This is a genomic window from Acinetobacter sp. A22 (assembly GCF_030913345.1).
GTDB lineage: Bacteria > Pseudomonadota > Gammaproteobacteria > Pseudomonadales > Moraxellaceae > Acinetobacter > Acinetobacter junii.
In genome coordinates, this window is record NZ_CP133162.1 from 2,808,848 (window position 1) to 2,835,067 (window position 26,220).

Here is a 26,220-nt window from a genome sequence, read left to right on the forward strand (position 1 = left end):
GGTCTGAACGTTGATTCAGACATCCTTTTAAAGACGGAGGTTTCTATGGAAGCAGCGAATTTCACCATGTGGGTTGGATTTGGCTTGATCGCTGTCGCAGTTATTGCTGTTTTCTTCTCTCCTTATCGTCGTTGGTTAGGTTTTATGTTGGCGGGTATGATTAGTTGGGGACTGCTCGAAGTGGTACGCTTTGGTGTGCAAACCATGTTCGAAATGTCTGTCGCTTATAGTTATCTGACAGCGCTCAGCCTTGCGATGGTGACGGTGACATTTATTCTTTTACGTGAAGACAAACAAGCACAAAAACAACTGGCAAATCGCCAGTATATTGAACACACGCCTGTTTATAAGGATGACCAACAACAATGTTCTAGTCGATAAATACATAATAATTCTAATCACATCAAAGGCGTGCTCAGCACGCCTTTTTTACATTCACTTTCTGAAACAAAGCTTTTACAGAGTTCTTCACAATTGTGCTAGGATACGGGTTGTCTTAATTTTCATCATTATACTGTGGGCATAATTGTCATGAAGCTTTCTTCTCTACCTGTGGTTAAGTTACCTATCGTTGACGTAAGTACAGATCCACTGGATTTGTTGGTGGCAGGTTTGGCGTTGCGTATGAAGCAATTGGCACGTACTAGCCCTAAGTTTATTGAGTTAGTTCATGATCGTGAATTTCGTATTCAAATTGGTACAGACTTGGGTATGGCACGTCAGATTATTGTCAATCACGGTAAGATCGATACAGTTGCGGGCAATCCTGAAAAAGCGGATTTTATTTTGCAATTTGCTTCAAGTGAGCAAGGCGTAAAAACTTTAGTAAAAGGCGACCCAACAGCATTCATGACAGGTATGCAAGACGGTAGCATTAAAATGGAAGGTGACTTTAGCTTATTGGTTTGGTTCAACCAAGCAGCGAAATTGATTCCACCTAAAGTACCAAAACCTGTAAAAGAAAAAATTCGCCAAGCACGTGCGTTTATTAAAGAAAAAACAGGTAAATAACAAGCCTGAAAAAAACTCCCTAGATGGGAGTTTTTTATTGCCTAAAGTTATTCAATCTCTAGGTTAAAAGTCACAGGTCCATCATTCACCAAATGTACTTTCATATCCGCAGCAAAAATACCTGTTTGTACATTTTCAAATTGCTGTTGTGCGTATTCAACCAATTGCTCATAGAGTGCTTTGGCATCTGAAGGTGGCATCGCAGGTCCAAAGTCTGGTCGTAACCCTTTTTGAGTTTGTGCCATGAGGGTAAATTGAGATACCAATAAAATACCGCCACTGGCTTGACTCACATTCCACCCCATCTTGCCATTTTCATCGTCAAAGATTCGATATTTGAGAATCTTATCTATCAGTTTCTGACCCTTTTCTAAAGTATCGTCTTTCCCTAAGCCTAGAAAAACCAATAAGCCTTTTTCAATCTCGCCCGTCGTTTGTCCGTCCACAACCACTTTTGCTTCAAGAACTCGCTGAATTAATGCACGCATAACTTTAAAAATTGGATGATAGGAGATGCGCAATTTTAGCAGAGCAAAAGGATAAAAATGAGTCGTGCAGCAAAAGTCTACTATTCAATCTCCAGCGTTTGGTTGTATAACAACAGATATCTAATAAAAATTGGTTAAAACCATCCTTTATGCCTGCCATTATTCGATCTTTACTCGACACGGACTTGTATAAATTCACGATGTTGCAAGTCGTGCTACATCAGTTTCCGCAAACTCACAGTGTTTATTTATTTCGTTGCCGCAATTTAGATGACACGGTTTATCCTCTAGTTGAGATTTTGGATGATTTGAACCATCAACTTGATTTGTTGTGTGAGCTGCGCTTCACCGATGATGAGTTACAGTATTTACGTTCCTTGCGTTTTATTAAAAGTGATTTTGTTGATTACTTAGAGTTATTTCAACTTAAACGTCGTTTTATCCAAGCCAGTATGGATGAGGCAGGTCGGCTCGATATTCGAATCGAAGGTCCAATGGTACAAGCCATGATGTTTGAGATTTTCGTTTTAGCTATCGTCAATGAGCTGTATTTCCAACGCATCCGTAATGATGACGTTTTTGTAGAAGGCGAGCGCCGTTTACAGCAGAAGCTGGTTCAACTACAAGATTATGCTCAGCAACAGCAAGAAAATGATCCTCCATTCTTGGTCTCAGATTTTGGAACACGACGACGTTACAGTTTTGAATGGCAAAAACATGTAGTTCAAGCCTTTCACTCAGCTGCACCCAAAGTTTTCCGTGGCACCAGCAATGTGCTGTTAGCTAAAGAATTAGGCATTAGCCCGATCGGAACCATGGCACATGAGTTTTTACAGGCTTTTCAGGCATTGGATGTTCGGTTACGTAATTTCCAAAAAGCGGCTTTAGAAGCGTGGGTACAAGAGTATCGAGGGGATTTGGGTATCGCTTTGACCGATGTGGTTGGGATGGATGCTTTCCTGCGAGATTTTGATCTGTATTTTGCTAAATTATTTGATGGTTTGCGCCATGATAGTGGTGATCCTTATGAATGGGGTGATAAAGCCTTTGCGCACTATCGCAAATTAAAAATAGATACCAAGACCAAAATGTTAACTTTTAGTGATGGTTTAAATTTAGAGAAAGCATGGTTATTGCACCAATATTTTAAAGATCGCTTTCAGGTTAGTTTTGGTATTGGAACTAATCTCACCAATGACATGGGACAGACACCGCTTAATATTGTTTTAAAACTGGTGGAATGTAATGGGCAATCGGTAGCAAAAATTTCTGATAGTTCAGGCAAGACCATGAGCGATAATGAAACGTTTTTGGCGTATTTGCGTCAGGTGTTTGAGATTGAAGAGGCCTAGTTATTCTTTCATACTCAAAATTTAGTACGGCTGTGGAATCGCTCAAATGTTATGAGAGATCTGTAATAGGTACTCTTTACTTTTGAAAGATCCAAAGTAACATTTTTTTGTTGAACTGACGGCTCATCCTGAGCAATTTCAAAGCAACGCTTTGAAAGCAGCGCAAGGCAGCTACACAGCCGGCATGGATGCCGCCTCTGCACCAGTAAATTTTTTCGACAGGTTTATATGGCTTAACTTTCGAAATTGTCAGCAAATTTTATGCTTTAAATCTAAAATCGTTGGGTTTTTTCCTATATCTTGTTTTCTGCTAAATGAATATGAAAAATCAGACAAAGATAAAAAGTGAGCTATGCTAAAATTTGATGTAATGCTGTAATCATAAGACACCATAACAATGACTGACACAGATTTTAAATTAGGTTTATTGATTGAACCTGAACAACTTGTACCATACTTGGGTCATGAGTTGATTCGAGTGATCGATCTAAGCCGAGCTTCGGTTTATGAGCAACTGCACATTCCACATGCCATTCATTTGCAACCTAAATATTTAGTTGCGCAGAATGAACAAGCGAATGGTGTATTGCCAGATGTCGATGGTTTAAAAACCTTGATTGAGAAATTAAATATTTCACCGCAACATCATGTAGTAGTGTATGACGACGAGGGTGGTGCTTGGGCAGGGCGTTTGATTTGGAATTTACACTGCTTAGGTTTCACACGTACCAGTTTGATTAATGGTGGTATTCACGGCTGGTTAGGTGCAGGTTTGCCAACCACATCTGAAGTTGAACCATACAAACCTGTTGCAGAGTTAGTTGCTATTGATGAGCAGGCGGTACAACAGCATCGTATTGAATATGATGAACTCCTCAATGCAGTCAATCATAAGAATATTCAACTTTGGGACTGTCGTACCATAGATGAATATACGGGTTTACGTCTTGCTGCGCGACGCGGTGGTCACATCCCAAATGCTTTGCATTTTGAATGGAGTACTGCCCTAAATCGTGAAAATCATCTAAAATTACACCCGCTTGAACGCACTCAACAACGTTTGGAACAATTAGGCTTTAATTTACAACAACCTGTGGTGGTGTATTGTCAGTCACATCACCGTTCGGGTTTGGCGTATATCTTGGCAAAATTACTCAATTGGCAAGTGAGAGCCTACGATGGTGCGTGGAGTGAATGGGGCAATCGCCTCGATAGTCCTATTATTTCAGGGGAGTCACCATCTTGAGTTTTTCAGCAGACCTAAAAAAACAACTTTTTATCAAAGCACAAAACTTAGTACCTCAACATCAACTGAGCCGTGTCATCGGCAAAGTGGCAGCCAGTGAAAATGTTTTGGTAAAAACTGCTGTGATTCAGGCATTCAAAGCGAAATACGGCATTGACATGAGCATTGCTGAGCAGACTAATCCGAATCAATATAAATCATTTAATGAGTTCTTCACCCGTGCATTGAAGGAAGGTGTACGTGGTGTGGACGAGCGTGCGGATAGTATTGTTTGTCCTGCAGATGGTGCAATTTCTCAGTTGGGTAAGATTGAGGCAGGGGATATTTTCCAAGCCAAAGGTCAAAGTTTTTCTGTAGAGAAATTGATTGGTGATCCGCAACTTGCAAAGCCATTTGTAGATGGTCAGTTTGCAACTGTTTATTTATCACCAAAAGATTATCACCGTGTACATATGCCATTTGCAGGTACATTGACTGAAACTTTATACATTCCAGGAGAGTTGTTCTCAGTTAATCAAACGACTGCTGAAAATGTACCAGGTTTGTTTGCGCGTAATGAGCGGATGGTATGTTTGTTTGATACAGAACTTGGTCGTATGGCGGTGGTTTTAGTTGGTGCGATGATTGTTGCGGGTATTGAAACTGTTGCAACAGGTAAGGTAAAACCTTCAGGTAAAGTTGAATTACAGCATCATCAAATGCAGTTAGATAAAGGTGCTGAGTTAGGTCGTTTCTACTTAGGTTCTACTGCTGTGGTTTTATTTGAAAAAGATAAAATGGTATGGGAAGAGCAGTTTAAAGCGAACTCGACTGTGGTGATGGGTGAGCGTTTAGGTCATTCGATTTAATCAATAAAATTATAAAAAGCCCCTATAGATAGGGGCTTTTTGTTTTACGTATTTCGCATAAGGCGTATTATGTTAATTTTAGGAAATTTAAACATTTACCTTATAATTTAACTGTAGTTCATCCGCATTTTCCCCTCTAATGCCCCAGTTTTCTTTAGGGGTTTCAAATATAGTTATCTCAACATCATTTGAATCAATACCGCATAGATTGTTTATATTTTCGAATAGGGATCTAATAAATGCTTTTTTAGTCTCTTTTGTTCGTCCATCGAACATGGAAATTTCAATAATTATATAAGATGTACTGCGGTCTGCTGGATATATAAAATTTTTGGATTGTAGTGGAATAAAACGTTGAAACCTTTTTTCTTCAGGGTATTTTAACTCTCTAACTAAAGCCTGATGGATAGCTTTACTTAAATTATCACGATGTAATTCTATAGTTTCATCTAAAGCATAAATTTTTATCTGAGACATTACTTTCTCTAAATTAAAATCCTAATTTTAGCTTAATTTATCCCATTCATTTAACATAGTGGCGCTTATGTGAAATCATATTGGAAAAATTATATTAAATCAATTCCTTAATGGTTTTTATACCGTCCTAAAAAAGATAAAGAAACTGACTTAGATACAAGTCGGCTGCTTTTTAAGCATGTTTGATGTTTCTGACCAAGCATAAAACTAACCGTGTAAGCCATTTCCTACACCGATTAACGTCAATGTCCCATTTTCAGCCTAAGTTAAATTCTCTAATATCAACTCATCAGGAACAGGAAGTTCCAAAACATAAAACAATAATAATAAGTTTGAGCATCAGGACGTGAGGTAGAACAGGAGTTATACCTAAAGTGCGAAATACGAAAAAGCCCGACAGGATGTCGGGCTTTTTTTTATTCGATTTGAATTTGTTTTGCCCAAAACTCAATAAGAAATTGCAGAGATTGGCTGAGCGGTTTGTAGCTTGGCCAAATCGCATGAATTGGCATATCTAGTCCGTTGGTGGTATCACTAAACTCCAAACGAACCAAACTTTGTTTAGCAAAATGCTCATGGACGATGGACAACGGAAAATTACCCCAGCCGAGTCCTTGCTCCACCATCCCAATCGCCATGGATAAATTATCTGTATGCCAGTAGGCATCTGAGACCAAAATACGTGGGTCAGGGAGAGGATAATTTTTACTTGCCACAATAATTTGTCGAAGCTCAGATAACATCGTCAGCTCATTTTTATGTTGTGCCCGAAGCTGTTGTGCTTCTTTAGGGGAAATCGCAGCAACAAATTTTTCAACACCCAATAAGCGGAAGCGTTCATTGGTATCAATCGTAGATGAACTATAAGCAACATACAGGTCGATTTCATTATTTCTAAGGCGTGCTTTGAGTTCTTGCTGTGCTGCGCAGTGCATTTCGATATTTAACAGCGGATAGCGATGCGTTAAATCTTCGATGCCTGCCAATACGATTTTTTGATTAATATCAGCCGCAACACCAATTTTAAGATTTGTTTCCAATCCCATAGAAAGCTCTGTGAGATGCATTTCAAGTTGACGCAATTTGGTCACAATTAATCGTGCATGTGGTTCAATAGATAGGGCAATCTCGGTAGGTTCTAAATGATTTTTGCTACGTTCAAATAATTTTAAATTCAATTCTGCTTCTAAATTCGCAATGGCCATACTCACAGCCGAAGGAACTCGATTTAAAGCACGTGCTGCAGCAGAGAAATTGCCTCGATCAATCACTTCAAGAATTAATTCCAGCTGTTCACTATTCATATTTATCTCTGCCTTGCTTGTCAGTAAAACTGATCACGATTAACTTTTTTTATCAGAAAGAGCGCGTAAAATCCACGTTTTGTTGATTTTGAGGTGCTGTCATGCAAGGAATGAAAAGAAGAGTGACCTATGTATTTTTCTATGAAGTACTCAGTTTTTTGATTTGTGCGATGATTTTGGCTGTACTTTCAGGCTCAACAATCAGTCACACTGGACCTTTGTCATTATTAATTGCGGTGATCGCTGTCAGCGTAAATTTCTTTTACAACTATGCCTTTGAATGGTGGGAAAAACGACAGCATTCTAAGACACGAACCATTTTTAGACGTGTCGTGCATGCTATCGGTTTTCAGGTGGTCTTAGTCACTATTTTGATTCCATTGATTGCTTGGTGGATGCAAATCAGTTTAGTCAAAGCCTTCTTATTAGATTTTAGTTTGATGATCATCATCCCATGTTATACCTTTGTTTATAATTACTTTTTTGATCATTTGTTTGGCTTGCCAAGTCACTTGCTTGAAACTAAGCCATTGCCTTCAACGACTAAGCTTTAATTTAAATCAAAGCCTATTCAAGCAATCATGATTGCATATAAATATGGGGACTTATAAAAGCCCCCATGTTTTATCTATGATATTAAGCGATGTATATTTTTATAAGCGAATCCATGTCATATTACGAAAGCTATTATTACTTGGATGTTTGGCACTGATATTTAGCATTTTACCAGTTTTGCTTAAACGTCCTTGAATACTGTATTTATGACCATCATAAGGGTTGATCCAGACACCTTGACCAAATTCCTCATCTTGATTGAGTTTTTTGAGCTTAGTTAATACTTCCATACCGACGATAGGTTGATCTTTCAACGCACCTGTACATTTTGTGCAAGTAGTCGGAGCGACCTCTTTAGCGGAGGGATACATTTTGACGATGACAGCACTGTATTGTTCTGTTTTAGAATTGCGTCGAATCACAATATCTGATACATAAGAACCAGTGCGTTCATCGACAACTTTCCATGTACCAATTAAAGGATCAAAAGGGCTTGCTTGAATATGAAAAGCAGTACTGAGTCCGAGGAGTAACGCAAAACTGCGAATTAAAGAAATAATCATAAGTCGTTTTTACATCGAGATGAAGTGTAGAAATAGCGAAATGAAACAACAACTTATTATATTATTTAACAGTATAGAAAAACATCATAAATCAGGGAACTTGGCAGTTCCCTGTAATTATTTTAGATCATATGGTAAAGGCGTTCTTTCGGGAACACGGCTGTAAATGTAGAGCCTTCATTTTCTTTAGAGGTGATTTCGAGATGTGCACCATGCTGCATCAGCACATGCTTAACGATCGCTAGACCTAGACCTGTGCCGCCTGTTTGACGACTGCGAGCGCTATCAACCCGATAAAAACGCTCCGTGAGACGAGGGAGGTGTTTAGGGTTGATCCCAATACCATTGTCTTGGACAGAAAAATAGGCATGATCACCATCTTCGTGCCAACCAATGGTAATAATTCCACCTTTGGGGGTGTATTTAATGGCATTAGTAATTAAGTTGCTGAAAGCACTAGCAATTTCCATGTCTGAACCAATCAGATCACAGTGGCTATCAATATCTAAATTAAGTGTATGACCATAGTCGAGATTATAGGCACGTGCATCATCAAATAATTGATTCATCAGATTTGCCATATCAATAATCTGATTTTTAGCGACTTTTTTATTATTCTCTAAATTGGACAATAGTAATAAATCATTGACCAAAGCATTCATACGTTTGGTTTGCGACTGCATCTGGGTAAATGCACGTTTCCAACGTGGGGTAATATCATCTTGATCGGTAAAGGTTTCAAGGTATCCGCTCAATACCGTCAGTGGCGTGCGTAGCTCGTGGGAAATATTATCCACGAAATCTTTACGCATCTGTTCAAGGTTATGCATACGAGTAATGTCATGTGCAACCAAGAGACGACTTTCCCCACCAAAACGTGTGATTTTAACTTGTACATAACGCTCTTCGTCCATCTGTGCTTGAAGACGAATTCCATCTGGCGCTTGATCACTATTTTTGAAATATTCAATGAAATTAGGTTGGCGCAAAATAGAGAGTAAATTGCGACCACGATCTAAAGGATTAATCCCCAATAACTTTTCAGCAGCAGGATTCCACCATTCAATCTGATGCTGATCATCGATTAAAACCACCGCTTCAGCTAATGCAACTAATGATGACTGAGCACGATCTATTAATCCCACCATCTCCGCTTGTACGATTCGTTCTTGGCGTTGTGCGCGATAGACATTAAATAATAGTGCGCCCCAAATGCCATTTAGATTAGGTGGCATATCGTAGGGACGGTTTGAAATCCAATCATTGACTAGATAAAGCGAGCGGAGCTGAAAAAGAAAAAAAACAACAAAGGCAACAAAGATACAGCTCCAAAAGTATCCAACCCCAAATCCAATTAAGCTTGCAATCAATAAGAAAAACATCAACAGTCTTAAATCTTGTTTTGCAAACGTCCACAAACTGCTGTAACGAAATTGTTGGTGCTCACGTGCCAGTTCAGGGACGGGATAAGGTTCATACATAAAGGGTTTTAACCTGCTGCTAAGTCAGCTCGTGTAGAAAAACGATAACCAGTGCCACGTACCGTTTGAACAAAACGATCAACACCAAAGGGTTCTAACACTTTGCGCAAACGACGAATATGTACATCAATAGTACGGTCTTCGATATATACATTGCCGCCCCAAACTTGGTCAAGTAATTGAGCACGTGTATATGCACGTTCAGGGTGAGTCATAAAGAAAGCAAGCAAACGATATTCAGTCGGCCCCATCTCGAGGATGCTGTTTCCAAAACTCACACGCTGGCTGACAGGATCAAGCATTAAGCCATTGGCATCAATAACTTTTTCACCGCTCAAAGCATTGGCACGACGTAACACTGCTTTAATACGTGAAACCAGTTCACGAGTCGAAAATGGTTTGGTCATGTAGTCATCAGCACCAGCATCAAGACCTTGAACTTTATGGTCTTCTTCACCACGTGCAGTCAACATGATCACAGGAATTTCTGCTAAGTTTTCATCGCGTTTTAGGCGACGGCACAAATCGACACCACTCACACCACCTGGTAGCATCCAATCCAGCAAAATAAGAGCAGGACGCTGGTCAACAATAATCTGATGCGCTTGTTTAGCATCTTCCGCTTGCAAACATTGGAAGCCTGCCATATCCAAAGATGTATGGATCATTTCGCGGATCGGTAGTTCATCATCGACAATTAAAATATAGTCATCTTTCACAGCGCAATACCCTTAATATCTGTAACGGTGAACCGTTTTGTTGTTATGACAGGCTTATTACAAAGATTAATTATGACAATATCATTGCAAAAGAGTTAATAAAGTCGAATTTAGCAATAAATTGTGACAATTGTGGGGCAGAGCAATGACCAAATGATGACAGGTTGCTGATTAATAAATCAAATGAATTCATTTGTTTAATCTAATCATCATTTAAGTATATGCTTTGTAACAAAACTGTAAAATGATTTTAATTTTTTTGTGATGTGGTTTCGATAAAGGATAAAAACACGGCACAACAGGCTGCAAGAACTTCATCAAGTGGTTGTTTGAAGCCTTCAGAGACCCAACGAATAATAATATGGGTCACGTATCCATTCAGCCCTGTTGCCATTAACGACACTTCATCATTGCCTTGAGGTGCATTCGGCATCGTGATCATGACGAAAGCCTGAATAATACGGTCAAATTGCGTCAATGTTTCTTGAATTGTGGCTTGGTTATGTAAGTCTTGAACGAGCATGGCATCAATATAAATGATACGTGCCATACGCGGATCATCTTTAATCGCAGTGAGCAATGCAGATAAACCCGCAGTCACCATGTTTTTAGGTTCAGGGGCAGCCATGATGACCGCTTGGGTCAAGCAAGTTTGCATTTTTCCAATCATTTTTAAGAAAACGGTTTGGAATAATTCTTCACTTTTCTTAAAAGATTCATAGAAATAGCGTTCAGTAAGTTTTGCCTCATTACAGACATCTTTCACAGTGACAGAGAAAAAACCTTGTGTCCCGTAAGTGGCGATACCCGCTTCAATCAGTTTCTCTCGGCGCGCTTCTTTACGCTCACTCAAAGACAGCCCTTTAAATTGGCGTTCTTTCGCGTCAACATTCTTTTTTTTACGTGTCGCCTGATCTTGAGTCGTCATTAGAAAAACCGTTCCCTAAAAAATCTTTAAATCGTGTGGCTCGGACGAGTTTGCATTGAATTACTGTCATTTCAGATCAAAAATCATGAGGATGACCATCCATACCACAACTTGCAAAAGGTAGATAAAATTATTCCCCATGTTAAATTTTATAACGAAGTTTGGGGAAACATCTTAGCCCTAACACTCTCGACAATAACATTTTTTACTAATTGTCGATTCTTTATGCGGCTCTAGCATAACTAAATTCCACACAATATGCTTTGTCTCGTTCCAAGATCTTAGGTCATGAAATGTAAATAGACCTAATATGACAAGCAATATGTTGATTCTTGCCATTTGTCTTAAAGTGATATTGTACTATATTGACAATATGTATTGTCAAAATTATATTGGTTATAACTCAAACTGCACATGATCTACTCAAATGTGTGCAATTCATTCGCAATACAAAGGATAGGCAATGAAAAATTTTAAAAATAAAGTCGCAGCGATCACAGGTGCAGGTTCTGGGATTGGACAACAACTGGCAGTTTTATTGGCTAAACAAGGTTGTCACTTGTCATTGAGCGATATCAATGAAAAAGGCTTAGCACAAACTGTTGAGCTTGTTAAAGATAATCCAATTACAGTTACAACCAAAGTGCTTGATGTTTCTGATCGCGAAGCGGTAAAACAATGGGCACAAGAAACAGTTCAAGATCATGGTTGTGTCAATATGATCTTTAACAATGCAGGAGTTGCATTGGGTTCTACCGTTGAAGGTGCAAGCTACGAAGATTTAGAGTGGATCGTCGGAATTAACTTCTGGGGTGTGGTGTATGGAACAAAAGAATTCCTTCCATTCATCAAACAAACTAAAGATGGTCACATCATCAATATCTCAAGTATTTTTGGTTTGACATCACAACCAACTCAATCTGCTTATAACGCAACAAAATTTGCGGTACGCGGTTTCACAGAGTCATTACGCCAAGAACTTGATATTGAAAAGAGCGGTGTAAGTTCACTTTGCGTACACCCAGGTGGTATTCGTACCAATATTGCCAAAGCTGCAAAAATGAACGACAGCTTAAAGAGCCTAGGTATGGATCCAGGCAAATCAATCAAGCAGTTTGATAAATTCTTGCGTACACCACCAGAAGAAGCTGCACGTCAAATTTTAAATGCGGTATTAAAAGATAAACGCCGTTTGTTGATTGGAACAGATGCTCGAATTTTAGATTCTTTCCAACGTCTATTCCCTACGGGCTATCAACGTATTGCAGCTTTTGCAACTAAGATGCTTTAAGCTTTATATGCTTGATCAAAAAGCCATTCAGATTTGAATGGCTTTTTTATTTATTAGATGAGTCGTTTAATATCACGTTTTTTCCAGACAAATTGATAATAACTTGCTTGGAAAATACATAGGCATACAAAGGCGAGCGCGTAAGCTGTCCAAATACCATTTAAGCCCCACATAGAACTAAACCAATAAGCACAAGGCACTTCGATCAGAAGGATGGTCAAAATATTGATCATCATTGGGACATTGACTGTACCACTGGCACGCATGATTGAAGCAAAAATAGCGCTTGCACCAAAAAACAAAATTGACCATAGCACAATAAATAATAGCTGTTGCCCTAATACCACCACACTATGATCGGTGATAAAAAGTGCCATTAAATACTTAGAAAATAGATAAGCCAAAGTGATGAGTGTTCCTGTAAACAAGATATTCATGCCTAAGGCAGTCCGTGTCACTTTTGCCAATAAGTCGGATTTTCCAGCCCCAATTGCTTGCGCGGCAAAGATTGATGCCGCTATGGAGATCGACATGGCTGGGAATTGAATGTAGTTCAGAACTTGATTGACTGCGCCATATGCGGCAGTTGCGTGTGCGCCATAACGATTAACTAAGCCAATAATCACTAAGCCAGCCAAAGACGTGGTGACCATTTGTACGCCTGTCGGAATACCCAGTTTTAAAATTAACTTACTTAAATTTGGATCGTGACGAATACTTCGAATCAGTTGTCGATCAATTTTAAGAGGATGATTTTTATAATTTAAGTAGAAAGCTAGAAAAATGAGTACAGCCGCGTAACCCATGATGGTGGCAACTGCAGGTGCGATAATGCCTAATTCAGGAAAACCAAAATAGCCTTTTAATAAAACAGGTGTAACCACCAAGCCAATTAAACTGGTTAAACTCAAGGCAATTAGCGGTGTCACGCTATCGCCAACACCCCGTAAAATCGAGGTATAAATAATATAAACAAATAATAACGGACTACCCACTAGCATCCATTGAACGTAGGGTAATGATAGATGCATGACTTTAGGGTCGGTGCCCAACACATTTAAAATCTGCTCAGCAAATACCAGACCTAAAATGGCAATCAAGGTGCCCCCAATCAGGGTAATAAATAATGTTGAGCCGATGACACAGCGAACCTTTTCAAGATTTTGTGCTCCCCATGCTTGCCCAACTAATACGGTAGTGCCTGCTGAAATTCCAATCACAAAAGCCAAGAGAAAAAACAGGATAGGGAAAAATACAGAAACGGCTGCAATCGCATCCACGCCCATCATCTGACCGACAAAAATCGTATTAATCGTACCTGAAAGATTCTGCAAAATATTTGTGGCGATTAGCGGGACAAGAAAAACAAAAAAGGTTTTCCAGAGATTGGGTTGCATCACCAACGTTTGGCGTGGCGTCATTTAAACTCCTTTACGCGTCTATTGGAAACGCAAATCATCTCTTCAAAATAACATATGCAGCACGAGCTTGGGTTGAGTTCAGTTTATGTTTTGTTGATCAACACTGTACGAGGATTTCTCCCGCACGTTGCAAGGTTATATCGGTTTTAGCAAAACAAAATCGAATGAGTCTGAGTGATTCAGGAGGCTGCTGATAAAAGACGGAAATTGGGATAGCGACAATTTTGTGTTGCTCTGCAAGGAATTGGCACATCTCCACATCATTTAGATCAGGTCGAATTTCACTATAGTCGAGGTTTTGGAAATAGGTTCCCTGAGATGGTAGAAATTTAAAACGTGAGTCTCGGATTTGAGCATTAAAACGATCACGTTTTGCTTGGTAGAAATGAGGAAGTTCTTGAATATGCTCAGGATGCTGCTGCATATAATTAGCCAGTGCGATTTGGCATGGTGTAGTACCACAAAAATTTGCGTACTGATAAATCTGTCGAAATAGACGCATTAATTCTGGTGCAGCAACACAATATCCTGTTTTCCAACCCGTGACATGATAGGTCTTTCCGAAAGAACCAATAACATAACTACGTTCACGCAGTTCGAGAAAACTTAGAGCACTAAAATGTTTTTGCCCATCAAAGACCAGATGTTCATAAACTTCATCAGACAATACAACAATATTTTTATCTTCAATAAGTTGAATCAGTTGTTGCCAGTCCTGCTCTGACCAAATTGCTCCTGTAGGATTATGTGGTGTATTGACAATAATCATGCGAGTTTTGGCAGTGATGCTGTCTTGAACCCTTTGCCAATCTACCTGAAATGAGGGTGCTTCCAAATGAATATGAATCGACTTACCACCTGCGAGTTGTACCGCAGGTGCATAACTGTCATAACTTGGATCAAAAATAATAACTTCATCACCTGCGTGGATACAGGCTTGAATTGCACAGAAAATGGCAATGGTTGCACCAGGTGTAATGGTAACTTCGGTGATGGGGTCGCAATTTAATTGATCACGTTGCAGAAATTGTTGTGCTAACTGTTCGCGCAGAGCTAGTACACCATCTCCTGCTGGGTATTGGTTATAGCCATCTAATGTTGCTTGGCTAAGTGCTTCTAACAGAGCGGGTGGGGCAGGAAAATCAGGAAAACCTTGTGATAGGTTCAAGGCATTGAGCCTGTGAGCGAGTTCAGTCATTACACTAAAAATGGTCACACCTTGACTTGGAAGTTTTGACTGAAGTTGCAGCATGGTGATTAACCTAATTGAAGTTTTGTTTTGAGTTGATTGTATCGGTAAAAGGATGAGATATCCAAATCGTCGCAACTGGTGCGAACAGAGATTTACGTCTCTTCCTTGCTTCAATAATGTGCTAAATATCAAGAGAAATAGTGGAATAGTGTCTTAATCAAAACAATAGTGACAGAATTGGTCATTTTTTAGTTAAATTTGTCTAATAAATTATTATTTTTCAATCACATATGGTGTTTTAATTTAATTATTTAAGCGATATAATTTATATCGAGAGATTAAAATAAATACGAATAATTGTGAAATAGGACATTAAGCAATGGACAATTTCGATCTAAAAATACGCTATCCGCATCATCTTGATTTAAATGATGTGGAACAATGTGGAGCATTAAATACCATTGGGGTATTAACTCGATTTGACAGAATGGGTTGGAAACAACAACTCAATCGTTGGTTGCAGCTCGACGGTGCAAGCCCGACTTTTACCATTACAGATGGTAATACAGAACACACCATCGAAATCGTTTTAAATCCCTATGCCTCATCTCAAGAGTTGAGCTTCACGGTAAAAACAGATATTCCTGTGGTCGTTGCTAAAAAACAAATCTTTGGTTTAGTACAATTTCAGGCAAAAGAGCGAATTCATTTTAGCCATCTGTCACTGGTTCAAGTAAAAGCGTACTTAACTGCCTTTTTAAAACAAGATACCGAAGCTTTGGCACGCTATTATCAAGAAAGTAAGCAGTTGGTTTGCTGATGAATGACAGGAAAAGAGACCCTTCTCTTTATGTGTTTTTGTTGGGAAGATGGATGAGCCCTAATCACAGGGTGCTTAGGGCAAAAGACGGCAAAGTCGAAAGACTCTACCGTATATGGCTCTATCGTTTATAAAACGTTTTCAACAATTGCACGAATGACACCAAGTGCCAAACCAATAAATGCCCCGACAATCACACCATTCACACGGATCATATGTAAATCGCCGCCCACTTCGCTTTCGATTTTGGCGATCATTTCTCTAGAATCCCACTCGTGGATGCGCTCACTGATATAACGAATAATTTTATCGCTATATTGTTCACTGAAGTTGGTTGCTAAGCCGACCATTTTTTCATTCAAAACTTCACGAACTTTTTCATTTTGAATCAAGCTTATACCAAGCTGTTGAATCGCAGTTCTTAAATTCGTCGCGATACCTGAATCTTCTTGCATTAAATCCGTTTTAATTGCATCACACAGGATCGCGATGGCACCACTAATAAAATTGAGCACCTGAGGACTATCGAGCAAAGCATCCTTGCCACTATTTAGACGTAGACTGGCTTCACTATCGTTATCAGCAAGTTGTAACATGAGCGCATGTGTTGTGGCTTCAATGTCTTGGCGCCATGGGTGATCAGGGTTGGCTAACATCGATTCAACTTTTTCGATCAGTGAATCAATCGTCCGTTGTTGTACATCGATCCCAATCCAGCTCGCACCTTTTGCCAGTTTCCATACGCCTAATTCTTGAAATAATTTACGAGATAGGTCTCGTGCTTCTTCAGGATGAGACACCATCCATTCATGTGCTAGATCAAGCCCACGTTGCAATACATCTTGGTGGAAATCATTATCTAAAACAGCACGTAACATTTCACTGGCAAGTTTGTTTATTTTGGTGCTACGCACCCATTGCACACTATTGTTCTGTACAAAGTGAGCAATTTGATCTTGGCTGACAAATTCAAAAATTCTAGGGATTGTGTGCTGAATCATCTGCACCACTTGCGTATTGTTTTTAGGATTGGCTAACCATTCACCAATTGCCAAACTCATGTCTGCATTTTTGAGACTACGTTCTACGATTTGCGGTGATAAAAAGTTTTCTTGGACGAAGCGACCCATCGATTCGGCTATACGGGCTTTATTACGTGGAATAATTTCCGTGTGGTCACGGAGTAATTTCGGTAAAGGCATTTTGCCGAAAGGATTACGAAATAGTACTGTGACCGCATACCAGTCTGCTAAACCACCAACTACGCCTGCTTCCGCGCCAAGCATAAATATATGGATGATCCATTTATATTCAGGAAAAAAATGCGCCGCGACCATTAAGCCAATCCATGACACTACCGCAATAATCAGTGCCATCGTGGCGAAGTATTTACTTCTCTGGAGACTAGGTACGTGGATTTCTTCGACTGAATTCATTTAGTCATCCTTTATTCACTTTTTGTTTTGAGTGGGCACAGCGGGCTGTAACACATCTCCTGATGGACTCAATCCGTACTTTGATCCTAATGATTGCAAAATCATTTGCGCGTCAAAAGCATCTGGAGATTGGTCTTGAGTCTTGAAACACTCGATAGTATACGATACTTGGATTGGATCAATATTGACCACTTGTGGCATATCATAGAATGGATCGGGCCAAAAGCCTGGATGGCGACGATAGTAGCCATATGGATAATAGCTAGGCGATGGATAAATCACAGTCTGACGCGGTGCTTTATTCCGTGCATTACTTGGGTCATCCACAACCGTAAAATAACGGTATCCATTTTTGAGTGTTGTTTGAGCAGCTTTTAATAAGGTAATTTCTTCAGCTGTACCATAACTTAGATTTGGACCTGCTTGAAAACCAATACGATACGTTTTGCTATTTAATGGATAAGCGGTGAAGTGACCAAGTTGATCAAAGGTTTTGGGTTGTTGTGGAATGGTCGCGCACCCTGTAAATGCCAATGCGACAAGGAGAGGGGTGCATTTCAATACAGTTTTCATATGCAATTCCTATTTCAATGTCTGTAAAACTGACTTAAAAGCTACTGTTGGGTTGGGTTAAAAATTCCAACTCTTCCGCCGTTGATGTTCTACCTAAAATTTCATTTCGATGTGGATAGCGGCCAAAACGATCAATAATGATCTTATGTTTCTTTTCAAAACTCAGATTGATTTCATTACCCAAGCGTTGAAAAAGCTTGAGGGCATATTCATGCATCAATTTAGATTCACTGTGCATAAACGGCATATATAAGAAAGAACGTTGTTCAGGACTCAATTGCGCATCAAGTTGTAAGCTAATTGCTTCCTGTGCCAGTGCCAATGCCAAACTGTCATAAGCAAATGCTTGTGCTTGGTCACGGTAGATATTACGAGAGAATTGATCGAGTACAATGATTTCAGCCAAACGACCTTCTGGTGTTTTGCGCCAAGACCAAAGTTCTGCTTGGCTTGCTTGCTGGTGAATTATTTGAAATTGCTCGCGAATTTTATCGTCAAAAGCATCACTTTTCGCGAACCAAAGTGAACGATGATTCGGATCAAACCAAAAGTCGAGAATGTCTTGTGCTTGCATGAAGAAGTGCCAAATGAAAGATCGATTATTTTAATAAAATCACAAATTCAGCGTGTCTTATGTAACAAGATTGTGATAAAAATTGCCAAATTAAATCAGATGACTAGATCACAATTGTCGTTATAATTGGCAGAATAACGAAGTCGCTAACACTTATCTTGTTGGCCGATCTTGAATAAGCGAGCATATAAATTATGAATCAACCCAACACATTTTCTTCCTCTGTGATTCCAACATGGGTAGATGCTTCGCTATTGAAGGGGATGTTACGCGGCATAGAACGTGAAAGTTTAAGAATGCAAAGCAATGGATTTTTATCACAAAAAAATCATCCAAAAGCTTTAGGGTCTGCACTCACGCACCCTCATATTACAACTGATTATTCAGAAGCATTGATGGAGTTTATTACCACTCCTCAATCTACTATTGCAGCGGCATTAGATGAGTTGCGAGATATTCACACCGTGGTGCATCAACACCTAGAAGAAGGTGAGCGCTTATGGCCACTGTCGATGCCATGTATGCTGGATGATAATGAAGAGAATATCCAATTAGCACAGTACGGAACCTCGAATATTGGTCGTTTTAAAACGCTTTATCGCCGTGGTTTAGGTGTGCGTTATGGTCGCCGTATGCAGACGATTTCAGGGGTGCATTATAATTTATCTTTCCCTGATCAATTGTTTGCTGAGTTACAACAGCAAGAGAGCGATCAAGAATTAAAACAACTCAGTGCTCAAGATTATCGTAGCCATCGTTATTTTGGCTTAATTCGTAATTTTATTCGTTTAACTCCTTTGGTGATGTATTTATTAGGAGCGAGTCCATCCGTTTGTCGTTGTTTCCTGACAGGTCGTGAACATCATTTACAACCTTTGGTTAAAGGCACTTTGTATTTACCAGAGGCTACGGCTTTACGTATGGGGCGTTTGGGATACCAAAACTCAGCACAGAAAGAATTAGGCATTCATTATAACGATCTGCATGACTATTTGGATGGATTGCAGAAAGCAGTTCATACACCTTATCCAGAGTTTAGTGCGTTGGGCTTAGACGATGAGTCTGGTGAACCTATCCAAATTAATGATCATGTGCTTCAGATCGAAAATGAATACTATAGTTTGGTCCGTCCAAAACAAGTTCCTCAGGCCGGTGAAACGCCATCACAAGCGTTGAAAAATCGTGGTGTTGGTTATGTCGAACTTCGTGCTGTTGATGTAAATCCGTATAGTTCAATCGGTATTGATGAGATCGCTGCAGGTTTTCTTGAAAGTCTAGCTTTATATTGTTTACTGAGTGATAGTCCAGAGTTGTATGCAGATGAACAAGAACAGATTGATCGCAATCAAACAGAGGTTGTGAATCGAGGTCGTGCAGCTGATGTAAAGATTGAGCTTGGTAAGAATACAATGACTTTTCAAGCTTGGGCACAGCAGCATTTAGCTACTATTCAACAATGTGCGACTTTACTTGATCAAGCGAATCAAACACAGTTGTATCAAGACGCAATTGTTGTGATGCAACAACGCTTAGCACATGTTGAAAATACGCTTTCAGCACATGTCATTGAAGATACCTTGAAGCATGGTGGTACATGGAGTTTTGGCAGTGTTATGGCTCAGCAACATGTGCAATATTATGATCAGCATGTATTAAACCAAGAAAGAAAACAGTATTTTGATGAGCTGGCACAAACTTCGTTGCAAAAACAGGCTGAACTTGAACAAGATAACGACATGAGTTTTAGCCAATATCTTGCAAAATACCGTTAAAAATTTTTTAGAGGATTTCCCATGCGTTGGAATTACCGTTTGGTCAGTGCTTTACTTGTTCTAACCAGTATTATTGGTATCTCATTTGCCTTGTATTTAGAACACGTACAAGGATTAGAGCCATGTCCACTTTGTGTTTTCCAACGTATTGGTTTGATCGGTATGGGATTTATCGCATTGATTGCTTTTATTCATAATCCGATTTCGAATGGCTTCAAACGTTTTTATGCATTATTAGCGACCTTATCAATTGGTTGGTCTGCGGGTGTTGCTGCACGTCATGTTTGGTTGCAGAATCTACCACCTGATCAAGTGCCAAGTTGTGGTCCTGGTTTGGATTATTTGGTAGAAGCTTTGCCGATGAAAACGGTTTTACAGCAAGTGCTAACAGGTTCTGGTGAATGTGCCTTGATCGATTGGACTTTTTTAGGTCAGTCGTTACCTGTTTGGTCTTTGGTATATTTTAGTTTTATTCTGCTGATTTGTTTGTGGCAGTTGTTTAGAAAATATGATTCTACTAAAGCTTAAAATACCATTTTGAATAAAAAGAGCCGAAATTTATAGGCTCTTTTTTTATTGATAAGCGAAATGTAAAGATTTGCTAAAAATAAAACATAATTATAGACAGATAGGTCTGTTTTTTATAAAGTGCAGCCGTTTCTTTATCCTATGATTATAAAAAAATGCTTTTTAATATATCTAATGTATTAGAAAAAATAGGGCTAAATGCACAAAAACGTGCAATACACGTACAATTTTCTAATGAAGAATTAAATAACCAAGTTTTTTTACAGCGTATCGAGGGAAAGCATCAACTGAATGATGGCTTACATGCGGAATTAATTTGCCTCTCTACCAATGCTCATATTGCATTAAAACAATTTATCGGTGTTCAACTGGCTGTGGATCAAGTCACAGATTCAGGACAGTTGTTCCGTATGACTGGCATAGTAACTGAAGCGTGCTATGGACAAAGTGATGGTGCCTTAACTCTATATAAACTGACTCTGAATGATGCGACAAACTTATGGCATAAACGCCGTAATAGTCGTGTTTTTATGAATAAAACAATCGTTGAAGTTACAGAAGTTTTATTCAAAGAATGGCAAGAAAAAAGCCCATTATTTGCGGCAAGTTTGAGTCTTGACCTGAATGGACTAAAGCAAAGTTATGATGTGCGTCCATTTGTGATGCAGCATAATGAATCTGATTATGATTTTCTTACACGCTTATGGCGTAGTGAAGGGATTAGTTGGCTCATTGATGAAGCAGAGCTTTTTGTTCCGCATTTTTCCATACCGATTCAATCACAAAAGCTAAGATTGATTGATGATAATAGTCAATATCAAGCTTTAGCTCGACGCAGTATTCGCTATCATCGAAGTAGTGCAACCGAATACCAAGACAGTATTACAGGTTTTGTCGCAGTGCGAAGTTTGCAACCCACTGCTGTTCATTTGCAACGTTGGCAGCCTGATGCTTTAGCACAAGACGAAGGCGCTGGTTCAGTCATCACCACACATAGTCATTCCACAAGTTTTGACTCAGTCAGTTTAGGTCTTGAACAAGCATGGCATGTAAGTCCAGCATGGATGCAGGATTTAAAAGGTGAAGATCAAGCTACAGCTTCAGGTAACAGCCAATTAGAAAAGCAAAATCAAATATTAAATGATAGGTATGCTTTTCAGGCCAAGTTTTTTAAAGCTTATAGTTCTGTGCGTGACAGCCAAGTAGGATATTGGTTCAACCTTATTGATCATCCAGAAATTAATCAGCATGACGTCGTAGATCAAGAGTTCTTGATTATTGCTAAAACGTTCTACAATCAAAATAATTTACCGAAAGATTTACAGCAACAGGTACGCCAATTATTAAAACAAAGTCGTTGGCATGCACTTGAAGATGAAGGGGCTGAGCGGCAGGCAAATGAACTGACATTGATTCGCCGTCAAATCAAAATTACACCAGAATATGATCCTCTACAGCATCGCCCAATCGCTTATCCACAACGCGCTAAAGTTGTTGGACCAGAAGGGGAAACTATCTATGTAGATGAGTGGGGGCGTATTAAGGTTCGCTTTCTGTTTACCCGAAGTGATGATCATGGACATGATGGCGGTGCGGGCAGTAATGACAATGATACCGATTCAGCATGGGTCGATGTGTTAACACCTTGGGCGGGAGAAGGCTATGGCGCACGTTTCTTGCCGCGTATTGGTGAAGTGGTGGTCATTGATTTCTTTGATGGCAATATTGACCGTCCATTTGTGACTGGTCGCATCCATGAAGCACAGCGTTCACCAACTAAATTCGATGTAAAAGGGCAGCTTCCTGATACTAAAAAACTGAGCGGGATTCGCAGTCAGGAAATCAATGGTAATGGCTTCAACCAATTACGCTTTGATGACACAACAGGGCAGATCAGTACTCAACTACAAAGCAGCCATGCAGCAACACAGCTGAATTTAGGGAACTTAAGCCACCCTAAAGAACAAGCGACGAGCCAAGGTCGTGGTGAAGGCTTTGAGCTAAGAACAGATGCTTGGGGAGCTGTGCGTGCGGGTAAAGGTATGCTCATTAGTACCTATGCACAAGAGCAAGCAATTGCAGACCATTTAGAGGCTGCACAAGCACAATCTTTACTTTCACAAGGCTATGAAAGCATGAAAATGCTCAGTGAAGTTGCAGCCAAGCAACAAACTGATGCTTTGAACGTGATTAATCGCTTACCTAAATTCATTCAGTCACTTGAGTTAAAAACCACAGGTCAGGCATTAAATAGTACGGTAAACCTATTCAAAGAAGGAATTAATAAGGATCCTATCCATGCCCTAAAAGACTGCGGTGGCTTTATTCAAGACATCGGTGCACTAGGAGGAAACGCAAAAGGCGTTGTAGATGAATTTAATTCTTTCTTTAGCGATGCCAAAGATGCGGTAGAAAATTTAAAAGCATTCATCGAAAACGTTGAAGAACATGGCCCTGATATTGTTAAAGGAAAACTCGCAAGTATTAAAGACCGAATTCATAAAAATCCATTTGAAAGTATTCAAGAGGTCGGGAGAGTCTTAGCAAATGTCGAGACTAAAGACTTTGATTTGATGAGTACGTGCGGAACTTTTAGTAAAGGCAGTAAATTGGAAGTATCACCTTCTAAAGCATTGAGTTCTTTACAAGGCTTTATGGAGGGTTATACCCAAGGTTTAGAAAGCAGTTCCGATACTAAACAACAAGAGCAAGGCAAGATCTTCAGACAAGCCCTTATGTTGTTAGCATCGCCAAATGGTATTGCTTTGACGACGCCTGAAAATATTATTTTGCAAGCTTCGCAAGATATTGCCGAAAGTGCCAGCGGTTCTATTAATTTAAGTGCGCAAAAAAATATTATTGGGCACGCACAAGACAAAATCAGTTTGTTTGCTGCGCAAAAGGGTTTGCGTGCTTATGCAGCGAAAGGAAAGCTCGAACTACAAGCACAAGATGATGCGATTGAGGCAATTGCGAAGAAGGTGATTAAGCTTATTTCTACTGAAGAAAAAATCGAGCTTACCAGTCCAAAAGAAATTGTATTAACAGCAGGTGGGTCACAGCTCAAAATTAATGCGGATGGCGTATTTTCAACAACAGGCGGTAAGTTTGAAAGTAAAGCTGGGCAGCATTTATTTACGGGGGGGCAAAGGTTTCTTATGAGCTTCCTGAGTTACCGAATACCCCAACTTTTAGTAACCGTTTAGATATTTATGATCTATTTTGGGAAAGTGATTTTAGCAAACTTAGCTATAAAGCGTTCATGCCAGAGACAAATTCATTTACTTCAGGAGCTATAGATGAGCATGGACGAACAGGAAAAATCGGTACTCCTGATCCAACAAATGTTCAAGTTTTAATTGGCTCTGATGATGAATGGGGACTTTTAATTGATAGTTTTGATGAAGATGACATTTTGGAAGATCAGAGCATAAATAGTAATAACTCTGCAATTGATAATAATATTGAAGATAGGGGCTGAAAATGAATAAAAAATCATTAGTTACAATACAAATTTTAGATTTATTTGGTAGCCCAATTTCAAAAGCACAATATGAAGTAAAAAATCAGAGAACGGGGCAAGTTATCGCTGCTGGAACAACAAACTCATCTGGATGTATTGTTGAAATCAGCCGAGATAAAGGAACTGCTTTAGATGTATATATTAAAAGTATGTTTAAAGGCTCAATGGTTAAAGTACAAAGTTTTGTAATGTCTAAAGACCGAATGGTCGTAAAAATTACAAGTCCCAAAGTACTTTTAAATTTAAAAACATTAACAAATCAAGGTAATAATGGGCAATATAAAAGAAAAACACATATTGTTAAAAAGGGTGATACGCTATTTGAAATAGCACAAAAAAATCACACGACCGTTCGAGCACTAGAACGTTTAAATAAAATAGACGATCCAAATAAGATTAGTATTGGTCAAGTAATTAAACTGCCAGTTCATATCCCTGCTTCTGGAAATCATTCACACCAAGACAAACCTAAGCACAAGCACTCAGCTCAATCTACAAATAAATCTACTACGAGCAGTACAAAAACTACCCCAGCTCCAGCAGCAAAAAGGCCAGCTAATCCTGCTTCTCAAACAAAACAAGAAAATGGGCTTCCAGAAAAAGTACATCAACTTTATGAAGATACTAAAAAAGCATTGAATGAAGCTGCAAGTTCAGTTTCTAAAATTTTGACTATTGATGATCGTAGTCAAGATGGAGGTACTCCTAAAGCAAATACTACAAATATTTGTAAAACCAATCCTCAATGTATTTCCAGTGGTAAAAGTGAGTTAATCAGAGAAGTTAATATTCGCTTAGCAGGTTTTGGTGGAGCATTACCAACAGATGAATTTACAGAACTAACAGCAACATGTATTAAACAATTTCAACGGGATTATATGGGGGTTCCAGATACTGGGAAGATTTGTGGTTCTGTTTTAGCTGCTTTAGATCAATTTTATGATGAATACCCCATTTCTAGCTTCATGGGAAAAGCTGCATGTAATTGTGGTAAGTGTTCTGGTTTTGGAAATGGAAAGATGGGAGTGCGATCAGGTATAAATACTGCTAATGAATATCCGGGTATTCATAGGTCTTTAATTTGGATACTAAAAACCTTAAATTTTTATTTAAAAAATGAGTTTAAAGATAAGAAAATTAATGTGGCATATATAGAATCTGGTTATAGATGCATTGAAAATAATAAGAAACATGAGAGAACATCTGTAAACCATATGGGGCTAGCGCTGGATATACATTTTCATAAAAATGGAGTTAGGACACGAGAATTAAGTGATATGGAATTTATTCGAAAAAATATTATGGCAAAAAAAATGGGAGCATCTGAACAAAGAATCAGAGATAAAATTTATTTAGAACCTAAAGTCTTTAGAAGTGGAGAGGCTGGTGCAAAAACATGGGTACATTTTGATGTTACAGCGTTTTCAAACAAATACCTTAACAATAATTTGTTCAAACAAAAAGTAGAGTCTCTTAATGGTGTTAAGCTCTTGACTTTAATAAAAGAAAATTCTTTAAATTCTATATTAAATTGCTCAGGTCAAATTCCTACGAATAATAAACTTTCTGTAGAGACCACAGGAACTGTTTTGGAATTAACAAAGCAGGATTTAGATGACTTATTAAAAGCTGCAGCTACAGAAGTACATATATTCAAAAATAATGAAGATATGACGTACCAGCAAATGGGCGGAGTTGTTGAAACTATGTTAAATAGAAGAATGACTGGTAGAAATAAATGGTCTACTATCAGAAAAGTTTTAAATGAACAATGGGCTTTCTCTGATATTAACTCCACTCGTCCTACAGCTTATGGTAGTGTACAAAATGTACCTTGGTCTAGAGTAACGGATGCTCATAGAAAAGCTTTTAATAAATATATTAATGACAGAGTTAATGGCAAACCTTCTATTATTGGCAGTGAATTAAATTACGCAAATCCTACCCAATTACAAGAAGCTAGCCAAAGTACTAAAAAATGGGTTGCAGATGTAGTAAATCAAGCAAAAAAAACAGGTTATATCTTTGGTAGAGGTGATTTCATACATTATCATGGTACAACATCAGATATGAAGCCGCATAAACCTGCTTCATTTAAAATTAAGATTGTAAACTAAG

At 38.9% G+C, this 26,220-nt stretch carries 24 protein-coding genes and 1 pseudogene; 13 read left to right on the top strand and 12 right to left on the bottom strand.

What is annotated here, in order from left to right:
• Positions 1-45: 45 nt before the first annotated feature.
• Positions 46-381, top strand: a complete 336-nt coding sequence (gene aciT, locus Q9Q86_RS13640; protein WP_004951151.1) for a ciprofloxacin tolerance protein AciT — start codon at positions 46-48, stop codon at positions 379-381.
• 150 nt (positions 382-531) lie between these two features.
• A complete protein-coding gene (locus tag Q9Q86_RS13645; RefSeq protein ID WP_004910100.1) occupies positions 532-1,011 on the top strand; it encodes a hypothetical protein in 480 nt (159 codons plus the stop codon).
• Positions 1,012-1,058: 47 nt separating this feature from the next.
• Here Q9Q86_RS13645 and dtd read toward each other — a convergent pair whose 3' ends face one another.
• Positions 1,059-1,499 carry a D-aminoacyl-tRNA deacylase gene (gene dtd, locus Q9Q86_RS13650; RefSeq protein WP_004910099.1) on the bottom strand — a complete coding sequence of 147 codons (441 nt, stop codon included), beginning with the start codon at positions 1,497-1,499 and terminating at the stop codon, positions 1,059-1,061.
• Positions 1,500-1,648: 149 nt separating this feature from the next.
• On the opposite strand from dtd, the gene pncB reads away from it, so the two are divergent.
• From pncB to asd, 3 genes are all read left to right on the top strand, one after another.
• Entirely contained in the window at positions 1,649-2,851 is a 1,203-nt protein-coding gene (pncB, locus tag Q9Q86_RS13655; RefSeq protein ID WP_004951160.1) for a nicotinate phosphoribosyltransferase, read from the top strand.
• A gap of 397 nt (positions 2,852-3,248) precedes the next feature.
• Positions 3,249-4,097: a sulfurtransferase gene (locus Q9Q86_RS13660; RefSeq protein WP_005403448.1), complete on the top strand. Its 849-nt coding sequence runs from the start codon at positions 3,249-3,251 to the stop codon at positions 4,095-4,097.
• A complete protein-coding gene (gene asd, locus Q9Q86_RS13665) occupies positions 4,094-4,945 on the top strand; it encodes an archaetidylserine decarboxylase (RefSeq protein WP_004910093.1) in 852 nt (283 codons plus the stop codon). Before Q9Q86_RS13660 ends, asd begins: the two co-directional genes overlap by 4 nt.
• An 87-nt stretch (positions 4,946-5,032) precedes the next feature.
• Here the strand turns inward: asd and Q9Q86_RS13670 are convergent, their stop codons facing one another.
• Together Q9Q86_RS13670 and Q9Q86_RS13675 are read right to left on the bottom strand one after the other, a co-directional pair.
• Positions 5,033-5,422, bottom strand: a complete 390-nt coding sequence (locus tag Q9Q86_RS13670; protein ID WP_112986634.1) for a tautomerase family protein — start codon at positions 5,420-5,422, stop codon at positions 5,033-5,035.
• Between the two features lie 416 nt (positions 5,423-5,838).
• Positions 5,839-6,732, bottom strand: coding sequence for a LysR family transcriptional regulator (locus tag Q9Q86_RS13675; protein WP_112986635.1), 894 nt, complete (start codon positions 6,730-6,732; stop codon positions 5,839-5,841).
• Between the two features lie 95 nt (positions 6,733-6,827).
• Between Q9Q86_RS13675 and Q9Q86_RS13680 the strand changes: the two genes are divergently transcribed.
• Positions 6,828-7,280 (top strand): PACE efflux transporter, encoded by a 453-nt coding sequence (locus Q9Q86_RS13680; protein WP_004910084.1) that lies wholly within the window; start codon positions 6,828-6,830, stop codon positions 7,278-7,280.
• A 99-nt stretch (positions 7,281-7,379) separates the two neighbouring features.
• Here Q9Q86_RS13680 and Q9Q86_RS13685 read toward each other — a convergent pair whose 3' ends face one another.
• From Q9Q86_RS13685 to Q9Q86_RS13700, 4 genes are all read right to left on the bottom strand, one after another.
• The gene (locus Q9Q86_RS13685; RefSeq protein WP_112986636.1) at positions 7,380-7,844 is read right to left on the bottom strand and encodes a DUF2147 domain-containing protein; all 465 of its coding nucleotides are present in this window, start codon (positions 7,842-7,844) and stop codon (positions 7,380-7,382) included.
• Positions 7,845-7,966: 122 nt separating this feature from the next.
• The gene (phoR, locus tag Q9Q86_RS13690; RefSeq protein WP_112986637.1) at positions 7,967-9,325 is read right to left on the bottom strand and encodes a phosphate regulon sensor histidine kinase PhoR; all 1,359 of its coding nucleotides are present in this window, start codon (positions 9,323-9,325) and stop codon (positions 7,967-7,969) included.
• Positions 9,326-9,333: 8 nt separating this feature from the next.
• Positions 9,334-10,044 carry a phosphate regulon transcriptional regulator PhoB gene (gene phoB / locus Q9Q86_RS13695; RefSeq protein WP_004679100.1) on the bottom strand — a complete coding sequence of 237 codons (711 nt, stop codon included), beginning with the start codon at positions 10,042-10,044 and terminating at the stop codon, positions 9,334-9,336.
• A gap of 250 nt (positions 10,045-10,294) precedes the next feature.
• On the bottom strand, positions 10,295-10,972 hold the full coding sequence (locus Q9Q86_RS13700) for a TetR/AcrR family transcriptional regulator (RefSeq protein ID WP_004910075.1): 678 nt from the start codon (positions 10,970-10,972) through the stop codon (positions 10,295-10,297).
• Positions 10,973-11,435: 463 nt separating this feature from the next.
• Here Q9Q86_RS13700 and Q9Q86_RS13705 point away from each other — a divergent pair, with 463 nt between their 5' ends.
• Positions 11,436-12,263 carry an SDR family oxidoreductase gene (locus Q9Q86_RS13705; protein ID WP_004910072.1) on the top strand — a complete coding sequence of 276 codons (828 nt, stop codon included), beginning with the start codon at positions 11,436-11,438 and terminating at the stop codon, positions 12,261-12,263.
• 53 nt (positions 12,264-12,316) lie between these two features.
• Here the strand turns inward: Q9Q86_RS13705 and Q9Q86_RS13710 are convergent, their stop codons facing one another.
• Positions 12,317-13,684 carry an MATE family efflux transporter gene (locus Q9Q86_RS13710; RefSeq protein WP_039047202.1) on the bottom strand — a complete coding sequence of 456 codons (1,368 nt, stop codon included), beginning with the start codon at positions 13,682-13,684 and terminating at the stop codon, positions 12,317-12,319.
• 97 nt (positions 13,685-13,781) lie between these two features.
• Positions 13,782-14,936 carry a pyridoxal phosphate-dependent aminotransferase gene (locus Q9Q86_RS13715; protein WP_112986638.1) on the bottom strand — a complete coding sequence of 385 codons (1,155 nt, stop codon included), beginning with the start codon at positions 14,934-14,936 and terminating at the stop codon, positions 13,782-13,784.
• 319 nt (positions 14,937-15,255) lie between these two features.
• On the opposite strand from Q9Q86_RS13715, the gene Q9Q86_RS13720 reads away from it, so the two are divergent.
• Positions 15,256-15,696 carry a hypothetical protein gene (locus tag Q9Q86_RS13720; protein ID WP_004910063.1) on the top strand — a complete coding sequence of 147 codons (441 nt, stop codon included), beginning with the start codon at positions 15,256-15,258 and terminating at the stop codon, positions 15,694-15,696.
• 128 nt (positions 15,697-15,824) lie between these two features.
• Here Q9Q86_RS13720 and Q9Q86_RS13725 read toward each other — a convergent pair whose 3' ends face one another.
• From Q9Q86_RS13725 to Q9Q86_RS13735, 3 genes are read right to left on the bottom strand one after another with little or no spacing between them, the layout of a single operon-like run.
• A complete protein-coding gene (locus Q9Q86_RS13725; RefSeq protein WP_112986639.1) occupies positions 15,825-17,132 on the bottom strand; it encodes a DUF445 domain-containing protein in 1,308 nt (435 codons plus the stop codon).
• Between the two features lie 15 nt (positions 17,133-17,147).
• On the bottom strand, positions 17,148-17,705 hold the full coding sequence (locus Q9Q86_RS13730) for a hypothetical protein (RefSeq protein ID WP_112986640.1): 558 nt from the start codon (positions 17,703-17,705) through the stop codon (positions 17,148-17,150).
• Positions 17,706-17,739: 34 nt separating this feature from the next.
• Complete coding sequence (locus Q9Q86_RS13735; protein WP_004965025.1) at positions 17,740-18,279, bottom strand: DUF924 family protein; 540 nt, start codon at positions 18,277-18,279, stop codon at positions 17,740-17,742.
• Positions 18,280-18,473: 194 nt separating this feature from the next.
• On the opposite strand from Q9Q86_RS13735, the gene gshA reads away from it, so the two are divergent.
• From gshA to Q9Q86_RS13760, 5 genes and pseudogenes are all read left to right on the top strand, one after another.
• Positions 18,474-20,051, top strand: coding sequence for a glutamate--cysteine ligase (gene gshA / locus Q9Q86_RS13740; protein ID WP_112986641.1), 1,578 nt, complete (start codon positions 18,474-18,476; stop codon positions 20,049-20,051).
• A gap of 21 nt (positions 20,052-20,072) precedes the next feature.
• Entirely contained in the window at positions 20,073-20,579 is a 507-nt protein-coding gene (locus tag Q9Q86_RS13745) for a disulfide bond formation protein B (protein WP_004910048.1), read from the top strand.
• Positions 20,580-20,734: 155 nt separating this feature from the next.
• A pseudogene (locus tag Q9Q86_RS13750) lies at positions 20,735-23,761 on the top strand (type VI secretion system Vgr family protein); the annotation flags it as partial.
• 80 nt (positions 23,762-23,841) lie between these two features.
• Positions 23,842-24,060: a hypothetical protein gene (locus Q9Q86_RS13755; protein WP_227540290.1), complete on the top strand. Its 219-nt coding sequence runs from the start codon at positions 23,842-23,844 to the stop codon at positions 24,058-24,060.
• Positions 24,061-24,062: 2 nt separating this feature from the next.
• Complete coding sequence (locus Q9Q86_RS13760; protein WP_112986642.1) at positions 24,063-26,219, top strand: LysM peptidoglycan-binding domain-containing protein; 2,157 nt, start codon at positions 24,063-24,065, stop codon at positions 26,217-26,219.
• Position 26,220 lies beyond the last annotated feature (1 nt).